The organism is Caballeronia sp. SL1002 (assembly GCF_057814995.1).
Map to the genome: position 1 here is coordinate 179,952 of NZ_JBYMUW010000001.1, position 22,691 is coordinate 202,642.

The 22,691-nt window shown below is 59.0% G+C and carries 19 protein-coding genes and 5 pseudogenes; 8 read left to right on the forward strand and 16 right to left on the reverse strand.

All coding sequences use genetic code 11. From position 1 onward, the window contains the following. Positions 1-51: 51 nt before the first annotated feature. From AC3D25_RS00880 to AC3D25_RS00905, 6 genes are all read right to left on the reverse strand, one after another. Complete coding sequence (locus AC3D25_RS00880) at positions 52-753, reverse strand: ABC transporter permease (protein ID WP_488886637.1); 702 nt, start codon at positions 751-753, stop codon at positions 52-54. After that, entirely contained in the window at positions 753-1,469 is a 717-nt protein-coding gene (locus AC3D25_RS00885; RefSeq protein WP_488886638.1) for an ABC transporter permease subunit, read from the reverse strand. Before AC3D25_RS00885 ends, AC3D25_RS00880 begins: the two co-directional genes overlap by 1 nt. Before the next feature lie 100 nt (positions 1,470-1,569). Continuing rightward, positions 1,570-2,376 (reverse strand): transporter substrate-binding domain-containing protein, encoded by an 807-nt coding sequence (locus AC3D25_RS00890; protein WP_488886639.1) that lies wholly within the window; start codon positions 2,374-2,376, stop codon positions 1,570-1,572. Between the two features lie 70 nt (positions 2,377-2,446). Beyond that, entirely contained in the window at positions 2,447-3,214 is a 768-nt protein-coding gene (locus AC3D25_RS00895) for an amino acid ABC transporter ATP-binding protein (RefSeq protein WP_488886640.1), read from the reverse strand. Continuing rightward, complete coding sequence (locus AC3D25_RS00900) at positions 3,211-4,659, reverse strand: aminotransferase (RefSeq protein ID WP_488886641.1); 1,449 nt, start codon at positions 4,657-4,659, stop codon at positions 3,211-3,213. Before AC3D25_RS00900 ends, AC3D25_RS00895 begins: the two co-directional genes overlap by 4 nt. A gap of 46 nt (positions 4,660-4,705) precedes the next feature. Then, entirely contained in the window at positions 4,706-6,232 is a 1,527-nt protein-coding gene (locus AC3D25_RS00905) for an NAD-dependent succinate-semialdehyde dehydrogenase (RefSeq protein ID WP_488886642.1), read from the reverse strand. Positions 6,233-6,610: 378 nt separating this feature from the next. Here AC3D25_RS00905 and AC3D25_RS00910 point away from each other — a divergent pair, with 378 nt between their 5' ends. Together AC3D25_RS00910 and AC3D25_RS00915 are read left to right on the forward strand one after the other, a co-directional pair. Next, entirely contained in the window at positions 6,611-6,964 is a 354-nt protein-coding gene (locus AC3D25_RS00910) for a cupin domain-containing protein (protein WP_488886643.1), read from the forward strand. 29 nt (positions 6,965-6,993) lie between these two features. Further along, positions 6,994-7,533: pseudogene (locus AC3D25_RS00915) on the forward strand (NAD(P)-dependent oxidoreductase); the annotation flags it as partial. A gap of 263 nt (positions 7,534-7,796) precedes the next feature. On the opposite strand, the pseudogene AC3D25_RS00920 reads toward AC3D25_RS00915, so the two are convergent. Next, positions 7,797-7,952, reverse strand: a pseudogene (locus AC3D25_RS00920) (IS6 family transposase); the annotation flags it as partial. 896 nt (positions 7,953-8,848) lie between these two features. Between AC3D25_RS00920 and AC3D25_RS00925 the strand changes: the two are divergent. Both AC3D25_RS00925 and AC3D25_RS00930 read left to right on the forward strand, forming a co-directional pair. Beyond that, positions 8,849-11,251: a PAS domain-containing protein gene (locus tag AC3D25_RS00925; protein ID WP_488886644.1), complete on the forward strand. Its 2,403-nt coding sequence runs from the start codon at positions 8,849-8,851 to the stop codon at positions 11,249-11,251. Positions 11,252-12,101: 850 nt separating this feature from the next. Next, a pseudogene (locus AC3D25_RS00930) lies at positions 12,102-12,296 on the forward strand (transposase); the annotation flags it as partial. 279 nt (positions 12,297-12,575) lie between these two features. Here AC3D25_RS00930 and AC3D25_RS00935 read toward each other — a convergent pair. Beyond that, positions 12,576-13,327 (reverse strand): annotated as a pseudogene (locus AC3D25_RS00935) (IS110 family RNA-guided transposase); the annotation flags it as partial. Positions 13,328-13,667: 340 nt separating this feature from the next. Between AC3D25_RS00935 and AC3D25_RS00940 the strand changes: the two are divergent. The 3 genes from AC3D25_RS00940 to AC3D25_RS00950 all read left to right on the forward strand — a co-directional run bounded on the left by AC3D25_RS00940 (position 13,668) and on the right by AC3D25_RS00950 (position 16,372). Next, a complete protein-coding gene (locus tag AC3D25_RS00940; protein ID WP_488886645.1) occupies positions 13,668-14,987 on the forward strand; it encodes a hypothetical protein in 1,320 nt (439 codons plus the stop codon). A gap of 74 nt (positions 14,988-15,061) precedes the next feature. Beyond that, positions 15,062-15,517, forward strand: a complete 456-nt coding sequence (locus AC3D25_RS00945) for a hypothetical protein (RefSeq protein ID WP_488886646.1) — start codon at positions 15,062-15,064, stop codon at positions 15,515-15,517. Between the two features lie 198 nt (positions 15,518-15,715). Next, a complete protein-coding gene (locus AC3D25_RS00950) occupies positions 15,716-16,372 on the forward strand; it encodes an NAD(P)-dependent oxidoreductase (RefSeq protein WP_488886647.1) in 657 nt (218 codons plus the stop codon). Between the two features lie 353 nt (positions 16,373-16,725). On the opposite strand, the gene AC3D25_RS00955 is transcribed toward AC3D25_RS00950, so the two are convergent. The 5 genes from AC3D25_RS00955 to AC3D25_RS00975 form a co-directional block, all read right to left on the reverse strand. Continuing rightward, entirely contained in the window at positions 16,726-17,196 is a 471-nt protein-coding gene (locus AC3D25_RS00955) for a nuclear transport factor 2 family protein (RefSeq protein WP_488886648.1), read from the reverse strand. Between the two features lie 92 nt (positions 17,197-17,288). Then, positions 17,289-17,615, reverse strand: a complete 327-nt coding sequence (locus AC3D25_RS00960; RefSeq protein ID WP_488886649.1) for a nuclear transport factor 2 family protein — start codon at positions 17,613-17,615, stop codon at positions 17,289-17,291. A gap of 10 nt (positions 17,616-17,625) precedes the next feature. After that, a complete protein-coding gene (locus AC3D25_RS00965) occupies positions 17,626-18,609 on the reverse strand; it encodes a saccharopine dehydrogenase NADP-binding domain-containing protein (protein ID WP_488886650.1) in 984 nt (327 codons plus the stop codon). Between the two features lies 1 nt (position 18,610). Continuing rightward, on the reverse strand, positions 18,611-19,006 hold the full coding sequence (locus AC3D25_RS00970) for a VOC family protein (protein WP_488886651.1): 396 nt from the start codon (positions 19,004-19,006) through the stop codon (positions 18,611-18,613). Between the two features lie 17 nt (positions 19,007-19,023). After that, the gene (locus AC3D25_RS00975; protein WP_488886652.1) at positions 19,024-19,767 is read right to left on the reverse strand and encodes an SDR family NAD(P)-dependent oxidoreductase; all 744 of its coding nucleotides are present in this window, start codon (positions 19,765-19,767) and stop codon (positions 19,024-19,026) included. Between the two features lie 134 nt (positions 19,768-19,901). Between AC3D25_RS00975 and AC3D25_RS00980 the strand changes: the two genes are divergently transcribed. After that, positions 19,902-20,789, forward strand: coding sequence for an AraC family transcriptional regulator (locus tag AC3D25_RS00980; protein WP_309911378.1), 888 nt, complete (start codon positions 19,902-19,904; stop codon positions 20,787-20,789). 398 nt (positions 20,790-21,187) lie between these two features. On the opposite strand, the pseudogene AC3D25_RS00985 reads toward AC3D25_RS00980, so the two are convergent. From AC3D25_RS00985 to AC3D25_RS00995, 3 genes and pseudogenes are all read right to left on the reverse strand, one after another. After that, positions 21,188-21,503: pseudogene (locus AC3D25_RS00985) on the reverse strand (SMR family transporter). A gap of 113 nt (positions 21,504-21,616) precedes the next feature. Continuing rightward, entirely contained in the window at positions 21,617-22,234 is a 618-nt protein-coding gene (locus tag AC3D25_RS00990) for a LysE family translocator (RefSeq protein ID WP_488886981.1), read from the reverse strand. 10 nt (positions 22,235-22,244) lie between these two features. Continuing rightward, entirely contained in the window at positions 22,245-22,592 is a 348-nt protein-coding gene (locus tag AC3D25_RS00995) for an antibiotic biosynthesis monooxygenase family protein (RefSeq protein WP_488886653.1), read from the reverse strand. Positions 22,593-22,691: the final 99 nt, after the last annotated feature.

Consider the following 22,691-nt stretch of genomic DNA (forward strand, 5'->3'; position numbering starts at 1 on the left):
CCTTGCCCTGTTATCCCGTTGGCCCGAAGACCGTCTGTATGCGGTACACGCTTAGAGCGCGGGCCGCCGCGCCGATGCGCCGCCTTCAGCGAGTCGCCGTTCGATTACGCGCATGGCCAGCAGCGCGAAGAAGTTGATCAGCAGATAAAGCGCCGATGCAATCGCGAAGATCTCGATGATGGCGAAGGTCTCGCTCATCAGCCGCTTCGCCTCACCGGTGATTTCGAGCACCGTGATGGTCGATGCCAGACTCGATTCCTTGATGACGATGGCCACTTCGTTGCCATAGGCCGGCAGCGCGTGACGTACCGCGAGCGGAAAGCTCACGCGTCGCAGCAGCGTCGCCGGCGACATGCCGCACGCGAGCGCCGCTTCGAGCGAGCCTTTCGGCACGGCCAGAAACGCGCCCCGGAAAATCTCCGACGTGTAGGCGATCGTATTGAGCAGCACCGTCAGCATCGCGCAGTGCAGGCTGTCGCCGAAGAGCCACCACAGCACAGGTGTGTCCTGAATGAACTGCAGTTGCCCGAAGCCGTAATAGATGATGAAAATCTGCACCAGCATCGGCGTGCCGCGAAAGAGCCCGCTGTAGGTGTCTCCGAGGCGGGCGAGTAAGCGGCGCGCGCCGATGCGCAGCAATGCCAATCCGACACCGAGCGGAAATCCCGCCACGATCCCTACGATGCCGATCAGCAGGGTGACGCGCGCCCCTTTGAGCAGAAACGGCAGGGACGTATTGATCAGATCACCCATCACCTACCTCCGACGAAGCCGCGATTCAGGGTGCGTTCGATCACGACGGACACGCGCTGACTGGACCAAGTAATGAACAGAAAAACGAGGCCCGCGATCATGTAGAACAGCAGCGGGCTATGAGTGATGCCCGCGGCAATCGCGGACACGCGCATGAGTTCCTGCAGGCCGACGACCGAGACCAGCGAGGTATCCTTGATCGTCATCTGCCAGACGTTGTTGAGGCCGCCGAGCGCATAGCGGAACATGAGCGGCGCGATCACGCGCCGGTAGATGGTGAGGCGGTTGAAGCCGAGCGCCTGCGCCGCTTCGATGCCGCCCGGCGCGATGGACTGCAGCGCGCCGCGCAACACCTCGATCGAATAGGCCGCCGAGATCGCACCGATCGAAACGGTGCCCATGATGAAGCTGTATGCCGAACGCAGACCCTCGCGGAAGCCGAACAATTCGCCGATGTGATCGACGGTTTCCACGGAGCCGAAGAACAGCAGATAGATCACGAGCAGGCCAGGCACGCTGCGGATAACGCCGGTGAAGGCTTCGATCGCCAGAGACAGGATCGCCACACGGCGCCAGCGCGCGATGGCGAGCGGCACCGCCACGACGATGCCGAGCACCATGCCAAGCAAGCCAAGCAGGATGGTGACCGCGCTCCCCTTGAGGATCGATATCAGCCAGCCTTGCTTGAGCAGTAACTGTAGTGTGTCGATAAGCATCGTGGCGGTTCGCTTCCAGACGGATGTTCGGGGTGTCGATCGCGTGCGGGACGAAGGCCGGATCTCGCCTCGCATCCTGCACGTCCTGCCGGCTTCTCAATCAGAGCGCACACGGAATCGTGTAGTCTTCCTGGAACCACTTCTCGCTGATCTTCTTCATCGTGCCGTTCTTGATCAGCGTGCAGAGCGCCGTGTCCACCTGCTTTTTCAGTTCCACATTGCCCTTGCGGATCCCGACGCCCATGCCCGTACCGAGAATTTCCGGGTCTTCCTTCTGACGAACTGCCACCGGAACACGCGTAATAGCCGCGCCGCTCGGCGTTTTCATCACATCGGCCCAGGTCGGCGAATCGCTGAACGCGGCGTAGAGCCGCCCGCTTTGCAGATCGCTCACCATCGCATTGACCGAGTCATACGACTTGATGTCCGCATTCGCGAAATGCTTTTCGACGTACTTCGCGTAGGTCGTACCGTTCACGACGCCGACCGCTTTGCCGTCCATCGCCTTGCCGACCGCTTCGAGCGAGCTGGCCTGAAGCAGCGGCGATCCCTTCTTGACGGCGAAGTACTTGGTCACGCCGGCGTAGGGAATCGAGTAGTCGATCTGCTTCCTGCGCGTTTCGGTAATGCCCAGGCCCGAAACGATCACATCGAACTGGCCCGCCGACAGCGCGGGAATCAGCGTGTTGAACGACTGGACCACAAACTTGCACTGCGTCTTGAGTTCGGTGCAGATGGCGTTCGCGACATCGGCGTCGTAGCCGGTGACATTACCGTTGGCATCCGCCATGCTAAAGGGCGGTGCATCACCCTCGGTTCCGACGGACAAGGTCGCCGCCTGTGCCGGAGCGTAGGCCGAGAACAATACTGCGGCGCTCATCGCGAGCGAGAGAAAAGACCATTTCATACAGTTTTCTCCAAACAGTGAGAGTGGTTTAAAAGCATGTCACCGGACCGATTCGTGGTGGGGTCGGTCGTTAGTGTTGAGACAGAAAACTGCGCACCCGTTCCGACTTCGGCGAGGTGAAGATGACTTCCGGCGTGTCGTCTTCCTCGATTCGTCCCTGATGCAAAAAGATGATGCGTGACGATACTTCGCGCGCGAAGCGCATTTCATGCGTGACCAGCAAAATCGTGTTGCCCTCTTCCGCCAGCTTGCGAATGACCTTGAGTACTTCGCCGACGAGTTCCGGATCGAGCGCCGAGGTCGGTTCGTCGAACAGCACGACGCCCGGCTTCATCGCCAGCGCCCGCGCAATTGCGACGCGTTGCTGCTGACCGCCTGACAGTTGCGAAGGATAGGCATCGCGCTTCTCCGCCATGCCCACCTTCGCCAGCATCTGGATAGCCGTCTCTTCCGCTTCGGCACGCTTCATCCCTTTGACGAACCTGAGCGCTTCCGTCACGTTCTCGATCACCGTGCGATGCGGCCATAAGTTGAAGCTTTGAAACACCATGCCGATCTGCTTGCGAAACTCGGGAATAGCAGCCGTGTTTTTCGATGAACTCACACCCTGCCGGTCGGTATCGAACTGCACGGTCTGCCCATGCAGGCTCACTGCGCCGGAAGTCGGCATCTCGAGAAAATTGATGCATCTGAGCAGGGTGCTCTTGCCCGATCCCGACGATCCGATCAACGAAATGACCTCGCCCTGATTCACTTTCAGGTTGATGCCGTTGAGAACCAGATCGGCGGCGAAGCGCTTTTTCAGATCGCGGATTTCGAGGATGGGCTTGGCTGTCATGTGAGTCGTCCGGTTGAGGCGGTGTAAATCAGGTCAGGCTGCGCCGGTCGTTGCAGATCGCCGGATTTATGCAGTTCCTGCGTGACTTGATCGATGGCCTTGCCTGCGATATCGACCATCTCGTCGATCTCGGCCTGCGTCATGGTGAGCGGCGGTGCGAAGCCCAGAATGTCGCCGTGCGGCATGGCGCGCGCTATCAACCCGCGATCGCGTGCGGCCTGCGAGATGCGTGCGCCGACCTTCAGCGCCGGATCGAAGCGCAGCTTCTTGCCCGAATGCGCGACGAACTCAACCGCCGCCATCATGCCGACGCCGCGCACTTCGCCGACGAAGGGCAGATCCGCGAAACGTTCCCTGAAGCGGGTCTGCATATACGCGCCGTTGGTTTCCGCCTTGCCGGGCAGATCTTCCGCCTCGACGATATCGAGCACCGCATTGGCCGCCGCCACGCTGATCGGATGGCCGGAATAGGTATAACCGTGCGAGAAGCTGCCGACCTGCGGCGTCGCGTCTTCCATCACCTGATACACCTTCTCGCTGACGATGCTCGCGGACAGCGGCGCATAGGCGGCCGTCAGCCCCTTCGCCACCGTGACAAGATCCGGTTCCATGCCATAGAGCGTGGAGCCGAACAGCTTGCCGGTACGACCAAAACCAGTGATGACCTCATCGGCGATCAGCAGCACGTCGTACTTCTTGAGAACCGCCTGAATCGCGGGCCAATAGCCTTCTGGCGCGGGAATAATGCCGCCCGTGCCGAGCACCGGCTCGCCGATGAAAGCACCGACCGTCTCCGGCCCTTCGCGCAGGATCATCGCTTCGAGTTCGGCTGCACGGCGCGCGACGAAGGCCGCGACACTTTCGCCCGGTTCCGAACCCCAGTAGTGATGCGGCACGCCCGTATGCAGAATCCGCGCGGTCGGCAGATCCATGTGGTCGTGATAGAAACTGAGGCCGGTCATCGATCCCGACACGACCGAGCAACCGTGATAGCCGCGTTCGCGCGAGATGATCTTCTTTTTTTGCGGCAGGCCGCGCAGGTTGTTGTAGTACCAGACGAGCTTCGCCTGCGTTTCGTTGGCATCGGACCCGGACAGCCCGTAGAACACCTTGGACATCTTGCCCGGCGCCATCTTCACGAGACGATCGGAGAGCTTCGCCAGTTGATCGGTCGTATGCGATGCATAGCTGTGGTAGTAAGCAAGCTTGTACGCCTGACGCGCGATTGCCTCGGCCACTTCCGTGCGGCCATAGCCGACATTCACGCAGTAAAGACCGGCGAAGCCGTCGATATACTCGCGGCCCGTCGCGTCCTTGATACGCACGCCCTTGCCCGTTTCGATGATGACGGGATCGGTAGTGCCCGTCGCATAGTCCTTCAGATATGTGAACGGATGCAACACCGAGCGTCGGTCCATCTCGGTAATCTGATCGATGTATTCCATGAGTATTCCTTTCTATGACAAATCTGGTTCAGCTTGATTGAGTGATTTAAACCGCGTGCGATGGCGTCATGCCGCGCGCGAGGTCGCCGACGCATACGTACTTCAGTTCGAGAAATTCGTCGATACCATGCGTCGAGCCTTCGCGACCCAGTCCGGATTCCTTCCATCCGCCGAACGGCACGGGCGGCCCCGTGAACGATGGGGTGTTAACCGCCACCATGCCGTACTCGAGCGCGGCCGAGCAACGGATTGCGCGGTTCAGGTCGGCGGTGAACACATAGGCGGCCAACCCCATCTCCGAGGTGTTCGCGCGGGCAATCACTTCGGTTTCCGTATCAAATGGAAGAATGGCGGCGACCGGCCCGAAAGTTTCTTCCCGCGCGATCAGCATGTCGTCGGTGACATCGCAAAGGGCGGTGGGTGTAACGAAGTTGCCGTCGATCTCGCCATTGCCCGCGAGCACGCGCGCGCCGCGCTGGATGGCGTCGTCGATCTGCGCGCGGCACTTACTGGCGACAGCCGCCTTGGTCATCGGACCAATATCGGTATCAGGCAACAGGCCATGCCCGACCTTCAGGGCGGCGACGCGACCGGCGAAGCGATCGCAGAATGCGTGATAGAGCTTGCGCTGCACATAGATGCGGTTCGCGGCGAGACAGTCCTGTCCCGAGGTCGCGAATTTAGCGGCCATGCAGGCTTCGACGGTTGCATCGAGATCGACATCGTCGAACACGAGGAGCGGTGCGTGACCGCCCAGTTCCATGGAGAGCTTCTTGACGGTCGCGGCAGACTGTCCATACAAGATCTTGCCGATGGCGGTCGAGCCGGTGAAGCTCACCGCACGCACGCGGCTGTCGCCGGCGATGATGCCCGCGAAGCGCTCGCCGTCGCCGTGAATGATCTGAAACACGCCATCTGGAATGCCCGCTTCCTTCGCAAGCGTCGCCAGCACGAACGCGGACAAGGGCGTCTCGGGTGCGGGCTTGACGATCACGGGACAGCCGGCCGCGAGCGCGGCGGCGGCTTTGCGCGCGATCATCGCCATCGGGAAATTCCACGGCGTGATGGCGACGGTGATGCCGATCGGCTGCTTCGAAACCCAGCCCATGCTGGCCGGTTTGTGAGGAGTAAAGGTCTGGCCGCTTACGCGAATCGCTTCATCGGCGAACCAGTCGATGAACGCTACACCGTAGCGGATTTCCGCTTCCGCTTCGTTCAAGGGCTTGCCTTGCTCCGCACTCAGGATCTTTGCGAGCGAGGCACTTTCCCGGCGAACCGCAGTCGCCCATGCCCGCAGTGCGGCGCGGCGCGCTTCCGCCAACCGATTGCGCCAGTCCGGAAACGCACGTTCCGCATGGTCGATGGCGGCACGAATCTCGTCCGCTCCACGGACCTGCACGCGGGCGATGACCTGTCCGGTCGCCGGGTCTTCGACCAGTGCGCCCTCGTCGACCGAGGCGCGGACATCGAGGTCCGCCACGTCCGGAAAAAACTCGACAACTGAAGCCGAATCCGCGAACAGGCGCTTCACTTCGAGGACATCGAGTGCTACCTGCGCCAGATATTCAGTCACGCTCCACCTCTTCGTCGATTCGATGTGAGAAATTCTAATCTCGCAGAATCGCCTAAAACAAACGTTGAACCGCATATACAAGCAGTATTACTGCTAAATAACCTTAGTTTTTGCAGTAATTCGAATACCAGGTCGAACAAGCGTTTATCGGGCAGCCCGGAGGCGGAGGGGTCGCCCGACTCATGAGTCGATGCATTGGAGGTGTCTATTAAGCGCGACGCTCCAGAAGAAGTGCGAAGGAGGCGAGCATAAATGCTGCGTGAAATTCTCGAATACGCATAAAAAGCGCAGATTCATCACCGTTTTCGCTTTCGATTCACAAATTGGCACTTATACACTCTGCTTCGTGTTCGCCCTTAACTTTCTGGATTGACTGCCATGTCGTCACTTGTTCATTTCAATTTCAATCACCTCGGCACGCCCCGCATCGGCGCGCCCCAGCCCGACCGTGTCGTGGAAGGCTCGCAGGTATTCACGACGTGGGACATCGACCAGACGGAGTCGGGCGATGTGCGCACCGGCGTTTGGGAAGTAACGCCGGGCGCTTATCGCTGCATCAAGGGCAGCACGTGGGAGGTGTGCGTCATCCTGTCCGGTGTCTCCGAGATCACTGAAGACGGTCAGGAACCCTTCACCGTGCGCGCGGGCGATAGCTTCGTGATGAAGCCAGACTTCGTCGGAACGTGGCGGGTGATTGAGCCGACGCGCAAGATCTGGGTGTCGAAGGACTGATGACATTGCTCTACAAGGCCGATCCCGAGGCATCGACGCGGCGCGTGGGCGTGCTCGGTCTCGGCATATTCGGCACGGCGGCACTCGAAATGCTGCAACGGTTCGGCTTCCCATGCGCTGGGTGGAGTCGCTCGCAGCACGCGATCGAAGGCCTCGAGTGTTACGCGAGCGATGGCGCGCTCGATGCATTCCTGGCCCGCAGCGATATCCTCATCTGCCTGCTGCCGCTCACGGATTCGACACGCGGCCTGCTCGGCAAGGGCGTGTTCGATGGCTTGCCGCGCGGCGCATCACTCGTCAACGTCGGACGCGGACCGCATCTCGTGCAGCAGAATCTGCTCGACGCGCTCGACAGTGGCAAGCTGCACTTGGCCATTCTCGACGCCACCGATCCCGAACCGCTGCCGCCGGGGCATCCGTTCTGGGCGCATCCCCGTGTGCGTTTGACACCGCATATCGCAAGCGCGACGCGGCCTGAAAGCGCCGTGCAGGTCGTGCTGGAGAATCTTCGGCGACATCTCGCAGGCGAAAGCATGGTCGGCGCCATTGACCGGGCGCAAGGCTATTAGATGTATAAATTCCGGCGGCCGTCGCCCCCGGACTAGGCCCGTTATACACAAATTCCGATGGTTATTGAACGGGCAGCCCGATTTGGCGGCCGCTACCCGACCGGGATTTCCAATCGGATTTGTGTTCCATCGATCGAGAATCCATTGGCCCGGGACTGGTGCGACGCCCCACTTTTCACGGCGAAAAGTAGCGCGTGCGTATCCCTGGGGGCTCTGGAGCAAATAGCAGAAATGATCGATGAGGTTGTTTTTAATAGGATAGCTTATTGAACCGACAGGACCATTTTCCAAACGGTCGGCGTAGCGGTATCTTTGAGGTCGAACGTTGCGAGATTGAACTGACCCTTTCGAATGCGATGCATCAACTCGATGCCTGCAATCGTGGTTGCGGCGCTCCTGAACCGCTTGAGGCCAAGCATGACCTTCGTTGTCGTGACCTGATGGGCGAGGAGCGGCGGTCAGATCGGTCATCGTGCTTCCGGATGGACGGGGCACGAGAAAGGTTATACGACCAATCGTCGAATTGCAAAGTATCCAATAAGCGCGTTGGTTCAAGAAACGTGAATGGACGGTCCGGGTCATGTGCATTCCGCCGCGGACGCGTTCATATCCGGCGGCATCCGATGCTACCCGGTCCGGCTGCAATCCGCGACACATCGGTCCACCTGACTCCCGCGCCGATAGTGGCTGCCCCGGACTGCGGCGCCGCCGTTGCGCTTGCCGACGCCGCCTTCGGCCTTAGCGCCGCGAGTCGCCCCTGAGCCTCGTCCGTAACTAGCGACAGATCATTTGAACGGCTGTTGCTGGTCTGCAATCCGTCATCAAGTTCTGCGTCACCGGTGTCAGCCTGGGGTCGTCCATAGCCGGCCGCATCAAAAACAACTAGTCGGCGGAGTCGCAACGCGAGAATTGTCGATAGGTCGGCTTTGCGATCGCCAGTAGGTGGCGGGGCTGCGGACGCCCGCGCTCAGCCTATCGGCCTGTCGTCGTTGCCCTCGCTTCAATAAACCGGTGCCTTGTTGCCTAGCAGGTAGGCGCATTGACGGACGGAGCCGGCCCTGCCGGCTGGCCCGCTGCTTGCTCACCCGACGGTATCTACGCGACAATGCGCCCCCTTAGACTTCCTTTCACATGATCGTTCTCGCTTCATTCCTCGCGCGCTTTTTAGAGCCTCCGCCCGGCATTGTATGGTTTATATAATACTGAGTACGCGGCGGCGGCGAACATCAGAACGCCCGAAGTACTCGTTGGCAGCTCAGCGACAGCCCAACGTGCTTTTTTAAAATATCTTTCGACTTTGAAGCAGGGCGGCGATATGCCAGTAGAAAATGGGGCGCCGGAGCGTGCTCCGGTTTCAGGGGAAGCCTGGTCTGGCAAAGACATCTTTCGCAGTTATCGGCTCCTGGCGCAGTCAATGCCAGTGGTGTCTTGGACCGCAGAGCCCGATGGATTAATCGACTTTATCAGCGACCCCTATTTCGGTTTTGCACCGACCGCTCACAATCGCTACTCAAATGGGCGGGAAGATCCCCTTCATCCAGATGATGTAGCAGCCACCGCGGCTGCCTGGCAGCACACGATTAGCAGCAGGGTGGACTTCCGCATTAAGCACCGGATGAAGATCAGTGGAAGTTACCGTTGGTTTTCATCGCGTGCTAAAGCAGTCGTGGCACCGGACGGCGGCTTTCACGGCTGGCTCGGCGTGACCGTCGACATCGACGATGCGGTGGCAGCAGATGGCCTTGGGGTGGCCGCGGAGTCGCGTTACCGGTCGCTCGTTGCTGCCGCTAGTGACGTCGTGTACCAGTGCGATGCTGATGGACGGTTTGCATCGCCGCAGTCGTCATGGCAGCGATTTACAGGGCAGCCTTGGGAGGAACACCAGGGCTTCGGGTGGGCCCAGATGATCCATCCGGACGATCGCGCGAAGGCAGCGGCAGCTCTTTCAAAGTCGGTCGAGACCGACGCGCCATATCGTGTCGATGTGAGGGTGTGGTGTTCGGCAGCTGGCGACTACCATCGCTGTCGAATTAACGCCGCTGGCACCAAGGACGAACGCGGTGATGTGTTCGAGTGGGTGGGCATGATCGCAGACGTCGAAGATAACCTCCAGAATGCGGAGCGCCTGCGGGAGGAACAGGAGCGCCTCGCGCTTTCGATCGAAGCTGCGGAGATCGGCACCTTTCATTGCCCGATGCCGTTGAATAAGATCGTTTGGAACGCCCGCTGCAGGCAGCATTTTTGGCTCACGGATGATGAGGAGGTCGATTTCGACCGCTTTTATTCGATCATTCACCCCGCCGATCAAGAGGCCACTCGCGAGGCGGTCACACGGGCTGTCCTGACTGCAAAACCGTATGACATTGAGTATCGAACCGTATCGCCAGACGGCGAAGTCCGATGGATCCGCGCCAAAGGGAGTACCTATGGCGATGCGAGCGGGCGGCCGATTAGATTCGACGGTATCACCATCGACATCTCGGCTCAGAAAGCATTGCAGACCCAACGAGACAGGCTTTTAGAGCGGGAGCGGGGTGAAAAGGCAGCTGCGCAAAATGCGAGCCGGTTAAAGGACGCGTTCCTCGCGACCGTATCACACGAACTTCGCACGCCCTTGAACGCGATGCAAACGTGGATCTATTTGTTACGTCAAAATCATCGAGATTCCGAACTTGTGGCGCGAGCGCTCGAGTCTATCGAGCGAAACGTCCGAATGCAGGCGAAGCTCGTCGACGATCTGCTTGATATAGGACGGATAACGTCGGGCAAGCTGTTCTTAGAAATTGAGACCGTTTCCCTAAAGAAGGTCATGAACGCTGCGATCAGCGACGTCAAAGCGGCCGCGCTTACAAAGGATGTTCAGATTATTGCCGAGGTTGAGCATGACATTTCGCTGAAAGCCGACGTATCGCGGCTTCGGCAAGTCTTCGTCAATGTTTTGGACAATGCTGTCAAGTACACTAGCTCGGGCGGCTGGGTGAAAGTTTCACTTGTAGGTCAGGCAAGGGACGCCAAGATTTCCTTTGCCGACAATGGCAGCGGAATTGCGCCCGAATTTATGCCGCACCTTTTCGAGCCGTTCACACAGGCCGATACCGCAATCGGCCGTCACCATGACGGCCTTGGCATCGGACTCTCGATCGCCGCCAACATTGTTGATCTTCATGGGGGATCAATTACCGCGCGGAGCGATGGACTTGGTTTGGGCAGCGAGTTCGTCGTGACCCTTCGACGCCTTGACTCGGAGGACGGACCGACAGGGGAGGACAAATCGCTCACAGGAATCTCGCGGCGCGACGCCGATGTTTGTCGCCTCAACGGGGTTCGGATTCTGATTGTCGAAGACAATCTTGACGCGCTTGCAGCAATGGCAGCGGTTTTCGAACTGGAGGGCGCGCAGGTTGCAACAGCCGAATCTGCTTACGCGGCGCGGCATCTGCTGTCTTCTCATATTTACGACATCATTGCATCGGATATAGGCATGCCCGGTGAAGATGGTTATTCATTGATGCGCTGGATCCGCGAGCAGCAAATTCCAACGCCAGCGGTCGCTATTACCGCTTTCACTCGCCCGGAAGACGAAGAACGAGCTTATCAAGCCGGATTCGATTGGTTCCTCCCTAAGCCCGTAGATACAACTCGATTGCTCACGTTGATAGGCGACCTGGTATCGAAAGCTGCTGGCGGAGGGGGGCGCGAGAAGGGAGCACCAAACTAGAGGTTTGCCGACGATTCTCTGGCCGGTTACGCTAAGTATCTGCAAAGAGATGCAGATATGCATCGCTGCAGCGTTCCGAATGCGGAACTCGCAGCACGGGCGGCAACAGCGTCGGAAATTCCCGGCTCGGCGCGTGTACCGGCGGCAGGGCTCCGAACTACTCGCACATCAAGAGGACGCGACGGCGTGCCGTTGGAAAGCACCCGCCTCTATGCGACGTTCCCTTCGCGTAATCCCATAATCTTCTCCTACGGGTTAAGCGGTTAAGCGCATAGGCGCCCATCGGGCGGCGCAACCGCCATGCCACTGCAGTCGTTCCTGCGCACAGGTGCGTGGCCCGGGCATCGCGGAACAGCGGGGGCAGTATTGGCCTTTATGTTTGAAAGCGCATCGCCCTGGCGCACAGCGGCGGCGTTGACGTCGAATCCGAGGCGGCCACCGTGTTGTGGTGACGTGACCCCGGTGCCAAAAAGAACAAAGAACTCCCATTACCATTTGCGTCGGGAAAGGGTTGCGCAACCGTGGAGCGGGTCAAGCAGTGAACGCTTTCAGGATGTGCATTACGACCGGTGGAGCGCTGGAGCGGCATTCCCACAACATTTCACCGCTCACCGATCGCTTGTGCCACCTCATGCGCAAGAGGAGCCCGAAATTAGCGGCGTAATACCGCGCCCCGCGTCGTCAGCATGTGACCTCTCCAAACCGTCAATACGCGTCATTGCGTCACGCTCGGCGGCGCGCGCGGGTCCGAGTTCGGAATCAAGAGAGGGCGGACTGTGTTAAGGAAGGTCTGCATAAATCATGCAGGAATTGAGTTGCCAAATATGCCGTCGACTGCGACGATTTGGGCGTGAGACAAGGTAATCGGGGATTGGATTTGACGACCAAACGAACGCGCAAGCGCGAGTTCCTCGACGAGATGAACCGGGTGGTTCCATGGGGCGAACTGGTGGCGCTGGTATTGCCGCATGCGCCCGAAGGTAAGCGTGGCAGGCCGCCGTTTCCGGTAGAGACGATGTCGCGCATCCACTTTATGCATGTATGGACCCGACGCGTTTTGCAAGCTTTCTTTTGTGACGTAAAACGGTCTGCAAACATGTATCCGGCTTGCTTGGTGGGCCTATCGACATGCCCGCAGCAGCCTTGATGAGATCCGCGCGCCCTGTCCTTGGCAGCAGTTCGGCCTTTTTTATTGGCCGGCATAAAGTACAGGATCGTGGGGCGCTGGTCTAACCGGTTTTGTCATCACAATCAGAAAGCTTAGCAAACCAGTGATGGTTATTTCGCTATCGCTAACATGGGTTCTTCATAGTTTTCAGTGCCTTCATGTATCGGCCAGTGCAACAGGTTTGTATGTGGCTTCGGTGCTCAGAAGTACTTGAATGATGCGTGCATTCTTGTTGGCGAATGCAACGCAGGCTCGGTTATATCCTCGACGCGCAATCAACTCCTGCAGCCAACGGCTACGGGCGTCGAGTTTGCCGGACACGCGTATCAGGACAGATCTGGCTCCGTGAATTAACAGTGTCCGTAGATACTTGTCCCCTCTTTTACTGATGCCGTAGAGTTGCGATTTTCCGCCGGACGAGTGCTGCCTGGGCACCAGACCAAGCCACGCCGCAACATGACGGCCATTCCTGAAGCCGTCCGCGCGGCCGACAGCGGCGACAATTGCCGTCGCTGTAATTGGGCCGATTCCCGGGACGGCCGCGATCTTCTGGCACAGAGCCGAGCGATTCATGAACGAGCGAATCCAGCCTTCTGCCACGGCTATTTCCTCTTCCAGAACGCGCAAATGTTGAACGAGCGCCAAGATCAGGGACTGGCAGAAGCTGGTGAGCTCCCCCTCACTCTGTACGAGAATCTCGGGTATCGCCTGAAGGCTGCTGGCGACCGGGCCATCGCAATGCCGCGCTCGCCAAGAAGACCCCTTGCCTGGTTGATAATCGCCGTTCGTTGCTGGACCAGAAGTTCGCGCACACGGTGCGCTGCCTGCATGTCCCGTTGCTCAACCGACTTCACGGCAACAAAGTTCATGGACGGCCGGGATGCAGCCTCGACGATGGCTTCGGCGTCGTACGTTTTCGGTCACCGTTGGCGGGCGTGAGGTAGAATCATCCGTCTCAAAAAGCAGCGTTGGAGCAGTATTTTTGGTTGCGAAAGGATGCCAATGCCGAGCAAATCCTTCGCACCTTCGCTGCGGGCCATCGCCGCATTAGCGCTCTGGCCCAGCGCATCGCGTTGTGGGGCAACCGAGGTCAGACTTGATGCGAGCGATTTCGCACGTTAGGACCGTTGCAGCCCGCTTACGCTGTCTCAGTATCAAACGCCTATAACCCGTGATTTCGGTCTTCGCGTACCGTGCACGTGCTGCCGGTTGTGAGACCGCGGCACCACAATAAACTGGAGTTATTCGATGGGCCAACCTTACGGGCGTTCTAAAGCGCGGGGGGAGAAGTCGCAAGCGTCGCGTCAACCCCCAACTGGAAACCCGGCGCAACACATCAAAAAACACTTTGTAAAATCGGTGCCGTCGCGGGAGCCAGCGCAGACGGCATCCGTTATCAAGACGCGAGCGTTCAAGTTGCTCGTGAACGCCGTGGGCGCCGAGAATCTTGCTCTCGCGCTTGATTCAAACTTGGCGCGCATCGCGGAGCTGGCAAACGGCGAACGATTTACAGCCGAGACGGCGTTTCACATGGAAGCAACGCTGGGATTGCCGCACGGGTTTTTTGATCAACCGTACCCTGTATTGACTCCAGAGGTAACGGCCCGCCTGCGCTCACCGCTGGAAATCCTGCTGAACGACGGTGTAGCCGAGGAGGGCGGCGCTGGGTCGGACCAGAACGCTCTCGTATCGTCGACTGCTTACACGACTCCGCATGAAGTTCCGATAACACGGAGTAATGAGATGGCAACCAAAGAGCCCAAAGTAGCGATACCACCTCCGTCGACCAAGAAAGGCGGCTCGACGGACACAGGCAATCGAGCCCAGAAGCAGAACGGACCCAGCGGAACCAAGGTGGCCGGACCGACCAAAGCCGAGCTTCAGCATTCCTTGGAGTTAGCTGCCGAGCCCTCTGTGCTGGAAATTCGGCGGGTTAATCTGCACGTGTTGACAGCGCGCAATGGTTCAAAGGCATTGCTGGGTCGTTTATTAAACCTCAGCCAATCGAACATGGCCCATCGCCTGCACGGGAAGAAGCGCCTGGACGATGCAGAATCCGAGCGCATCACCAACGTGTTGGACCTGCCGTCGGGCTGGCTTGACACACCGCGCGAGACTGTGGACGTGCCGGCGGCTGTTTCGAATAAGCTTGCACCGCCGACGCGACACCGATCGAAATCGCGGTCGGCATCGGACGTTCAAAACGCTTCTTCAGACATCGCGGTTGAGGACGCTGCTAAAGATTCCGATCAGACTGATCGAGGGCTTGTTAAGGCGGAAAGCGCTGAACCAGAGGCACAGAGCGATTTAGTCAACGCAGTATCGGGAGCGCTCGCAAATAGCAACGAGAACACCTCTACACTGGAAACAGTTCCAATGGCATCAGCCGCCGCTCAGGTGTACAAGGCGAATAACAATCCCTCTACGGTGATGACAGACCTGGATACGCTCCGGGGTATCGCACCGATTGCTGAAGCGTTGTTGAAGACGCTGGCGGGAAAAGCGCGAATTGGACGTCTAGACGAAGGTACTGCCTTGAAACTGCTCCAGCAGATTGTTTCGTTGTAATAGATGGAACGCGTCGGAGTGAACACCCTCTAACCGAGCCGGGTACCGTTCATCGCTTCGCCTCAATATCTGCCATGGCATCGAAATCGAACAAACGTAAATCGACCCCGAACGCGCAGCGGCTCAGCCGCAGCGACTTATTACCCACGTCACCGTCAATCGCGCGCTCGATTTCGCTCAGGAATCACATGGCGCTTGCGGCAATGAAAAACGGGCAAGGCAACCTTGATCTCGCTGGAGAACTCCTGAAAACGCTTTACTGGATGTTTTACCTGAGTGACGACGCAACTGTGCAGGAACAGAAGGACAACCTCCTCGCTGCCGAGAAAGCTTTGAAATCGAGCATCGTTCGCGCAGCGGACACCCAGAAGTGGGCCCTCAACGAGATAGACGCGCTTCACATTGCGGCACTGCTTCGACTTCACGATGATCAGCTATCGACCTTGCCAGTGCATCGGCTGGAGCAAGCTAAGCGCCGGTTGCGGAAGCTTCTCGCTGGAAATGAAGGCTTTCCCAGTTTTGCTCTCTGACCGTGAGTTAAAGCACACCGGATCGACCGTAAAAATATTGACACTATAATGTTTAACACAGTGGTTAAAATATCACCGAAAGATGAAGATGTATTAAGGCGACATATATTCGAAGTTGGAGTTATCGATGTAGGCTCGCATGTCTCAGGAATCGCATAGCGCTATTTTGAGTTCGAGGCAAGCGACGCGGTCGCTTGCTTGAAAACCGCGGGCGTTCGCCGCTCGTCAATAGCATTCGCGCGGGAACTGGTGGAGATTCATCGCGCGGCAGGTATCGCGTATGTGGCGGCTGCAGTGCTCGGCCGGCCGGACGTCGCCGCTAAGGGTGAACTGAACGTCCTCGCGGCCGGCGCGCCCGCTGCGGTGGAAAAAGTGATGCCGGCACTGGAAGTCATTAGCGAACACGTCTGGGACATGAGCGATGAGCCGTCCACGGCCTATGCTGCCAAGATCGCCTGCAACATGATGATCACGATGGCCATTGAGGCGATGGCGGAAGCCGTAGTTCTAACGGAGACGAACGGACTTTCGCGAGAGCGCTTCTTTACGTTGATCCTGCGTACGCTGTTCGGCAGTCGCCCCTATCAAACCTATTCCGGCAATATCATCCGGAACGAATACGAACCCGGATTCAAGGCAACGCTTGGTCTCAGGGATCTTCGTCTGGCCAAGGAGGCCGCCACCGCTGCGGCTCGCGTACTGCCGATGCTTGATGTCGTTCACTGCCGGATGCGTGACGCCGTGGACGCGGGTTTTGGTGATCGCGACTGCTCCGCAATTGCAATGTTCACAATCGATCACGGTAACGGAGTCCGGAACGACCTGCCGATTAGGGGAGTCGCAGGAACCCGCTGAAGCGCAAGTTGGTTCGGCGAATTCGGCGTCGAACCGTCACCCTGATGCCGAGAGGCGTGTGTTTGATCGGCCGCTTTGGTGAAGACCCAAAGGCAGGTGCGGGTCGGCTACGGAAGTTCGCCGCGCGACCGCAGCGCTCGATTGGCGTCTGCCTCGAACTTCGGCAACCGGCCAGGAAGAGTCAATCGCCGAGCCTGCGCGGACGCCCGCTGCCTGGCGCAATTCGGTCATTGGGTGATAAACAGGCATCACCGCAAGGCCTACTATGTGCTCCGGATGGAGTGACCGAGTGCGCAGCGTCGTGGCGACGCTAACTCGATCACGCCGCAGTTCAGTCTCCAGCCAAACACACTCTACACAACAGAAAGAACCGCAGGATCTCCAGAGCGCCAGACGTTGTCGATCGTGCTCCGCGTGATGATCCAGACATCGCCCTTTCTTGCCAGTTCGACATCGTAGCGGTTCTTCATCAGATAGTGACGAGTATGATCGCCCCGTGGTACATGCTGGGCTTCTACAAGTGCATCGAGGCGGGCCGTGTCCCCGGCGATGGTGACCCGCGGGTTTGTGACGGAGTGCGTCGTATCCAGAGTCGCGAGAGATACCGTGAGGGCCTCGACGATAACGTCTCTGCCCTCGATGACCGGATAGTCGAACCCGGCTTTAGCAGCGGCCTGGCGAAAGTCCGATACGGCGTTTTCTGCGAGTGAGGAGGATAGAAGGTTCATGTCGCGACGGTCAATACCCGCGGCGAACCGGTAGAGGGCATCGACAACCGCAAGCTTGTCTGCGGCTTCGTTGGTGAGTGATGTTGACATGGTCATAAGTGTTGTCCTTCCTATTCCAGAAGTTTGCGAAGTGAAGCCATCGCGGCATCAGCGCCCAGGCAAGCAGCAATGGCTGTATCCCGTGATCGCTATTCGAGATTCGCGTCGATTCGCTCGATAAGACCATCGGTGTTGCGCTTGATCTTGAGAGTCCCGATCTCGTGGCCAAAGTCGCCTGTGAAATCCACGCGAGCGACGGCAGTGAAGTCGTCCAGTTGCTCCAGGGACAGAAGCTTGCTGGCGGTTTTGTAGCCAACGAAAAATTGCCTGAGGTAGAGGCGAATACCTTCGGCACCAACAAAGGCATCGCCAACGGAAACGTCGTCGATAACTGCATCGGCTGTGAAAAGGGTCGCCACGCCCTCGACGTCGAAGGAATTGGCGGTCTGGATAAATGTAGCAACGAGTTTCTCCATGGCCTGCTCCTCAAACGTCTACGATGGTGGTGTCTGCGATTGTCCTGGCAAAACCGCTGCCGAACAGCATCGCGGGCGTCTGGAAGCCCGGGCGGGCCTCGCCGGCCAAAACGCGCCGGCCGGCTTCGGCCGCAGCAGTTGCCGTGAATGTGTAGCCGTTGACCGTATCGAGAACCGAGCGGAAGATCCTGCCGTCGGAATCAGTTACCTCAACGACCGCCTGGTACCGGTTGGCCAGTCGTTCCTCCACGCTCGGTCCGTCTGGCAGTGCAGAGAGATCACCTCGTGGAAATCCATCGCCCGTCACGTGGACGAACGTCTCAATGTTTCGCACGTTCGTCGATCGCCAGATCGTGATGAGATCGGGGAGTGTCACCTGAAAACAGTCGACGGCACCCTTTCCGAAGTCGAACCCTCGGATGGCTCCTGCAGACCGGGGGACCAGCTTCCCGTCGGCCCGCACCAGAGTTTCGACGGTGACGCTCCCCATGGCGCTGACGGCCGAGCCTCGTGACAGACCGCCCGAGACGTGCATCGCCACCTTGATGCTCGAGGGATTGTTCGTTCTCGCAACAGCATTCTCGGCAAGGCACCCGAGCATTGCGACACTGCCGCCGCTGCCGGGCAGAAGCATGACGTCAGCAGTTCTGGCCTCTGCATCGAGCACTTCGGCCAGACGATATCCGTCGAGTTCCGCGGCGACGTCGAGATAGTGCACGCCGTTGCAGATGCTAGCCGTCATCATGACATTGGCGGTCCTGGAAAATGGCCCCGCGCAGTTGAGGAGGACACCGACGTCAAAGAGTGATCGGTCAATCACAGAAGAGTCTTCGAGCGCGAAGACCCGATACTCCACCCCGAGCCTCGCAGCAAGCGGTACGAGCGTCGCTTCATTGCGTCCTGCGAGGATTATCGACGTACCTGCTGCTGAGGCATGTTCTGCCGCCATGCGACCGGTATATCCCGTCGCGCCGTAAATCATGAGCTTCTTCATATCAGTGCTGCCATTCCTTATAGACAAATTCGAGGCTGTAGCCGTCGGGGTCGCGCACCTGAGCGGCGTAATAGCGCGGGTCATAGTGACGCTGCGGCCCGGGCGGATGGATTTCGGTGGCACCTACGGACATCGCCGCTGAGAAAGCCGCATCGACTTCGCGCTTGCCAGCGGCGATGAAACCGACGTGTGCGGCGCGACCTTCGACCGTACCTTCGCGCAACCAGAAGAACACGCGCCCGTTCGCACCAAAACCTTTGAGATCAGGGTGGCCGGCGGGGCCTTGGCTGCCGTCGTAGTCGATCGCATGTACGATGCCGAGCGGTGCGAGCGCCTTCTCGTAGAAAGCGATCGAGCGATTGATATCGCTGACGGATATGAAGACGTGGTCGAGCATGATGATTTCTCCCCGATTCAGATGATGTAACCGCCCGCCACTTCGATGTTCTGGGCATTGATCCAGCGGCTCTCGTCGGATAGCAGGCTTGCGATGACGCCGCCAATGTCTTCGGGCTCGCCCACCCGCCCGAGCGCCGTCTGGCCCGCAAGAATGGCCTCGAATTCATCGTTCAATCCGCCGCCCAGCTCTGTGCGGATCGCTCCCGGCGCAATCGAGTTCGCTCTGATGCGCCGCTCCCCGAATTCCTTGGCCATGTAGCGAGTCAGAACCTGCAGTCCGCCCTTGAACGCGGCATAGGGCGCGACGCCTGCGGTGGCGACGCGGCTGGTCGCACTGGTGACGTTGACGACGTGGCCGCCGTCCTCGATCAGCGGCAGAAGTGCCTGGGTCAGAAAGAACGGTCCCTTGAGATGCACGTTGAACAGCCCATCGAACTGGTCTTCGGTCACGTCGGTGATTGGAGCGTAGAGGCCGTGCCCGGCGTTGTTCACGAGGAAGTCGAAGGTCTGCCTGCCCCAGATGGCATTAATCCGTGCGGAGACCGCTTCGCGAAACTCGGGAAACGAGCTGCTGTTGCCGACGTCGAGCTTCAGGGCAACCGACGCCCCGCCGATCCCGGCGATTGCTTTCACAACCTGTGTCGCCTGTTCCGGATTGCTGTTGTAGGTGACGACCACACCCATTCCACGCCTGGCGCATTCGAGTGCGGTGCTGGCACCAATGCCACGACTACTTCCGGTCACAATGACAATCTTCACTGGGTCTCTCCCGTCTGTCTGGTGAGAGTGAAGATACGACCATCGAGCACCGCGCACTCACCCGATCCTCCTCGAAACTTGCCTATTTCTGCTGTTGGATTGCATGCCCGGATGGCCTCTGCTAGCGTGGGGCCATGGAAAAGCAACTACAGGAATTAAGAGCACTAACGTCCCGGGCTGAAAACAGGCGCACCGAGACGGGTATTCCGCGTGTCGCCATGGTCCAGGGAGAAATCCCCGAGCACCTGCTCGCTGCCGTCTACGAGCCTATGGTGAACCTGATCCTGACGGGATCGAAGACGATGACGGTCGGTGACCGGACCTTTCACTATGATCCGGCGACCTACTTCGTCATGTCCGTGGATCTACCCGCGGTTGGTACCGTCCATCCGACCGCGACCGGCGAACCGTATCTTGCAGTCAGCCTGACGCTCGATCCCACCATCGTCGCGGCGCTCATCCGCGATCTGCCGGTGCAGGTCTGCAGGACGCTGTTCGACTCTGGATTTTCAGTCGCACCGGTCAATGATGAACTGCTCGACGCCTGGATTCGGATGCTCCGGTTGATGGAGCGGCCGGACGAGATCGCGGTGCTTGCTCCCTCGTACGAGCGCGAGATTCTGTTTCGGGTGCTTCAGGGGCCGCTCGGCTGGATGCTGCGAGATATCGCATCGCCGGACACGGCGCTTTCGCGTATCGGCGTTGCGATTAACTGGATACGACGCAACTTCACCGAACAGATAAGGGTTGATGCCCTGGCCGAGATGGCGGCGTTGAGCGTTTCGGCATTTCATCGCCATTTCAAGGCGGTAACGGCATTGAGTCCGTTGCAGTATCAGAAGCGTATCCGGTTGTTGCACGCGCGGTCACAACTGATCTCCGGTCAGGGCAGCGCGACATCGATCGCCTTCAGCGTCGGCTACGAAAGTCCAAACCAGTTCAGCCGGGAATATGCGCGTTTGTTCGGCCTGCCGCCCTCCAGAGATCTTGCGAAAGCCGCGCAGGAACTCCAGGGTGATTAGCAAACGCACACGAAAAATATACCTTGGCGGTCTTCGTCCAGGTATCGAAGATTATTGGCGCGCTCCAGGCGGACGACTGGGCATCGACAAGTTGACGGTCATTCGAGGTTCTCAGCCGATCGAATCACAGATCGTTGAGCCAACCGGAATGTTTGAGTTGAGCGTCCGGTATGTTGTTGTCAAGGGATGCTGGCAGGCTGGCCGCAATCGGCTGCTGTGGGTCGAGTTCTGCCGGCCGCGTTTGACGGCACGCGGCCATCAGCTGTCGTCCGACGCCAGGCAGCGAACGACCGGTCTAGGCTGAACAGCAGTCCGCCGTCACAGACGCCGCAATGACCGCTCTCAGATCCGAAGCGGAAGCTTGCGCGAGGGTTGTCGCGCAGGTCGTTGCATTGAGCCTATGCGTTTGCTGACAACTTGAGTCCAACAATGCCAGCGGCCACAAGAACCAGCCTCGCCAACCTTGCCACAGTTGAAGGTTCGCCTAGGAGCGTCACGCCAACGAGGGCCGTGCCCGCGGCACCGATTGCCACCATACGGCATAGGCTCTTTCAACAGGGAGGTCACGCATAGCCCAACTGAGCAGACCAAGGCTATAGGGAGGCCATCCTGTACCGACAGAGGGCCAGAGCCTCGTGAAGCCTTCGGTGTATTTGAGGCCTACAGCCTATACGACTCAAAAAGCCCAGCAACGAATAGAACAATCCAGTTCATCAGGTTCCCCATGGTGACGGGGCCGTCCCCGACGATGTACAAGAAGCGAAGTCGTATTTGCTTCCGCCAAAGGCCGCTTTGGACTTTGGGAGCTCAAATTTAGCGAAGCGAGTTCAGGCGCCGCGTCGTGAGGTGGCAAGGAAGACGCCCAGCGCGACCATCGTGCCGCCAGAGACGCGGTTCAAAACCTTCGCACGTGCTGCGCGGGCCGTGCTGGATTTCAGCATGCGGTCCGCACCGAACACCGCCAAAACATCCACAAAGGTGTTTAGCACCACGCAGATGGACCCGAGGACCACCAGCTGCGGCGCCAGCGATAATTCTGGCGCGGTGAAATGCGGCAAGAAGGCCAGGAAGAAGAGTGCCGTCTTGATGTTCAAGGCTTCAACCGCGATGCCTTCCATGAAGGCTCGCCGGGCACCTTGAGCGCTTACCGTCGGTGCTGCGTCGCCCGAGCTGCGGCGGAGCAGCATGCGTACACCCAAGTAAACGAGGTAGGAAGCACCGAGATACTTGACCAGGTTGAATGCCCAAGCCGACTGCGCGATGAGCAGTGACAGCCCGAGCGTTGCACCCAGCACGTGAACCAGGCCACCCAACCCGGTGCCCAGACACGAGGCCAAACCCTCAGTACGACCGCCGGCTCCCGTACGGGCGACGACATAGGCAATGCCAGGGCCGGGTGTGATGGCCAATACGACGGCTGCGAAGACAAAGGCGAGTAGCGACATGGCTTGATGCTCAGGATTGATGTGATGAAGCAGGACCACCTGCGGCCGCGAGCGGATGCCCGACACCGCCGTCTCCGTAGGAACGGATGACTTGGGCGACAACGATGTGGTAGCCGCGTATCCACTGCGTCTGCTTGTGCTTGGCAGCGATGTGTGCTGGATGCTGAACGAGCTGCTGAAGGGCTTCCAGCGTCTCCCAGTAATAAACCGTCGAGATAAGGCCGGCTGACGGATTCTCCCAGGCCTCCTCGCCCAGATAGCCCGGGATGCCTTTGGCAATGTCGGCGATGAGCTTGTCGAATTGGTGGAACTCGTCGTCGTACTCGCCCTTGGCGAAAGTGAAGGTTGCGCTGTACATGAGACCTCAGCTCAGCAGGTCGTAGGTGCGGTTGCCAGCCAGGTATCTGCGCGATGCGCCCCATCCACGCAGAGATGTTCGGGTACTCGGTGCTGATGT

Coding starts and splice junctions, on each gene's coding strand:
- AC3D25_RS00880 (WP_488886637.1), bottom strand. CDS start 753: ATGGGTGATCTGATCAATACGTCCCTGCCGTTTCTGCTCAAAGGGGCG.
- AC3D25_RS00945 (WP_488886646.1), top strand. CDS start 15,062: ATGGCATCGAAATCGAACAAACGTAAATCGACCCCGAACGCGCAGCGG.
- AC3D25_RS00970 (WP_488886651.1), bottom strand. CDS start 19,006: ATGCTCGACCACGTCTTCATATCCGTCAGCGATATCAATCGCTCGATC.
- AC3D25_RS00895 (WP_488886640.1), bottom strand. CDS start 3,214: ATGACAGCCAAGCCCATCCTCGAAATCCGCGATCTGAAAAAGCGCTTC.
- AC3D25_RS00940 (WP_488886645.1), top strand. CDS start 13,668: ATGGGCCAACCTTACGGGCGTTCTAAAGCGCGGGGGGAGAAGTCGCAA.
- AC3D25_RS00910 (WP_488886643.1), top strand. CDS start 6,611: ATGTCGTCACTTGTTCATTTCAATTTCAATCACCTCGGCACGCCCCGC.
- AC3D25_RS00960 (WP_488886649.1), bottom strand. CDS start 17,615: ATGGAGAAACTCGTTGCTACATTTATCCAGACCGCCAATTCCTTCGAC.
- AC3D25_RS00965 (WP_488886650.1), bottom strand. CDS start 18,609: ATGAAGAAGCTCATGATTTACGGCGCGACGGGATATACCGGTCGCATG.
- AC3D25_RS00990 (WP_488886981.1), bottom strand. CDS start 22,234: ATGTCGCTACTCGCCTTTGTCTTCGCAGCCGTCGTATTGGCCATCACA.
- AC3D25_RS00925 (WP_488886644.1), top strand. CDS start 8,849: ATGCCAGTAGAAAATGGGGCGCCGGAGCGTGCTCCGGTTTCAGGGGAA.
- AC3D25_RS00995 (WP_488886653.1), bottom strand. CDS start 22,592: ATGTACAGCGCAACCTTCACTTTCGCCAAGGGCGAGTACGACGACGAG.
- AC3D25_RS00980 (WP_309911378.1), top strand. CDS start 19,902: ATGGAAAAGCAACTACAGGAATTAAGAGCACTAACGTCCCGGGCTGAA.
- AC3D25_RS00955 (WP_488886648.1), bottom strand. CDS start 17,196: ATGACCATGTCAACATCACTCACCAACGAAGCCGCAGACAAGCTTGCG.
- AC3D25_RS00885 (WP_488886638.1), bottom strand. CDS start 1,469: ATGCTTATCGACACACTACAGTTACTGCTCAAGCAAGGCTGGCTGATA.
- AC3D25_RS00890 (WP_488886639.1), bottom strand. CDS start 2,376: ATGAAATGGTCTTTTCTCTCGCTCGCGATGAGCGCCGCAGTATTGTTC.
- AC3D25_RS00900 (WP_488886641.1), bottom strand. CDS start 4,659: ATGGAATACATCGATCAGATTACCGAGATGGACCGACGCTCGGTGTTG.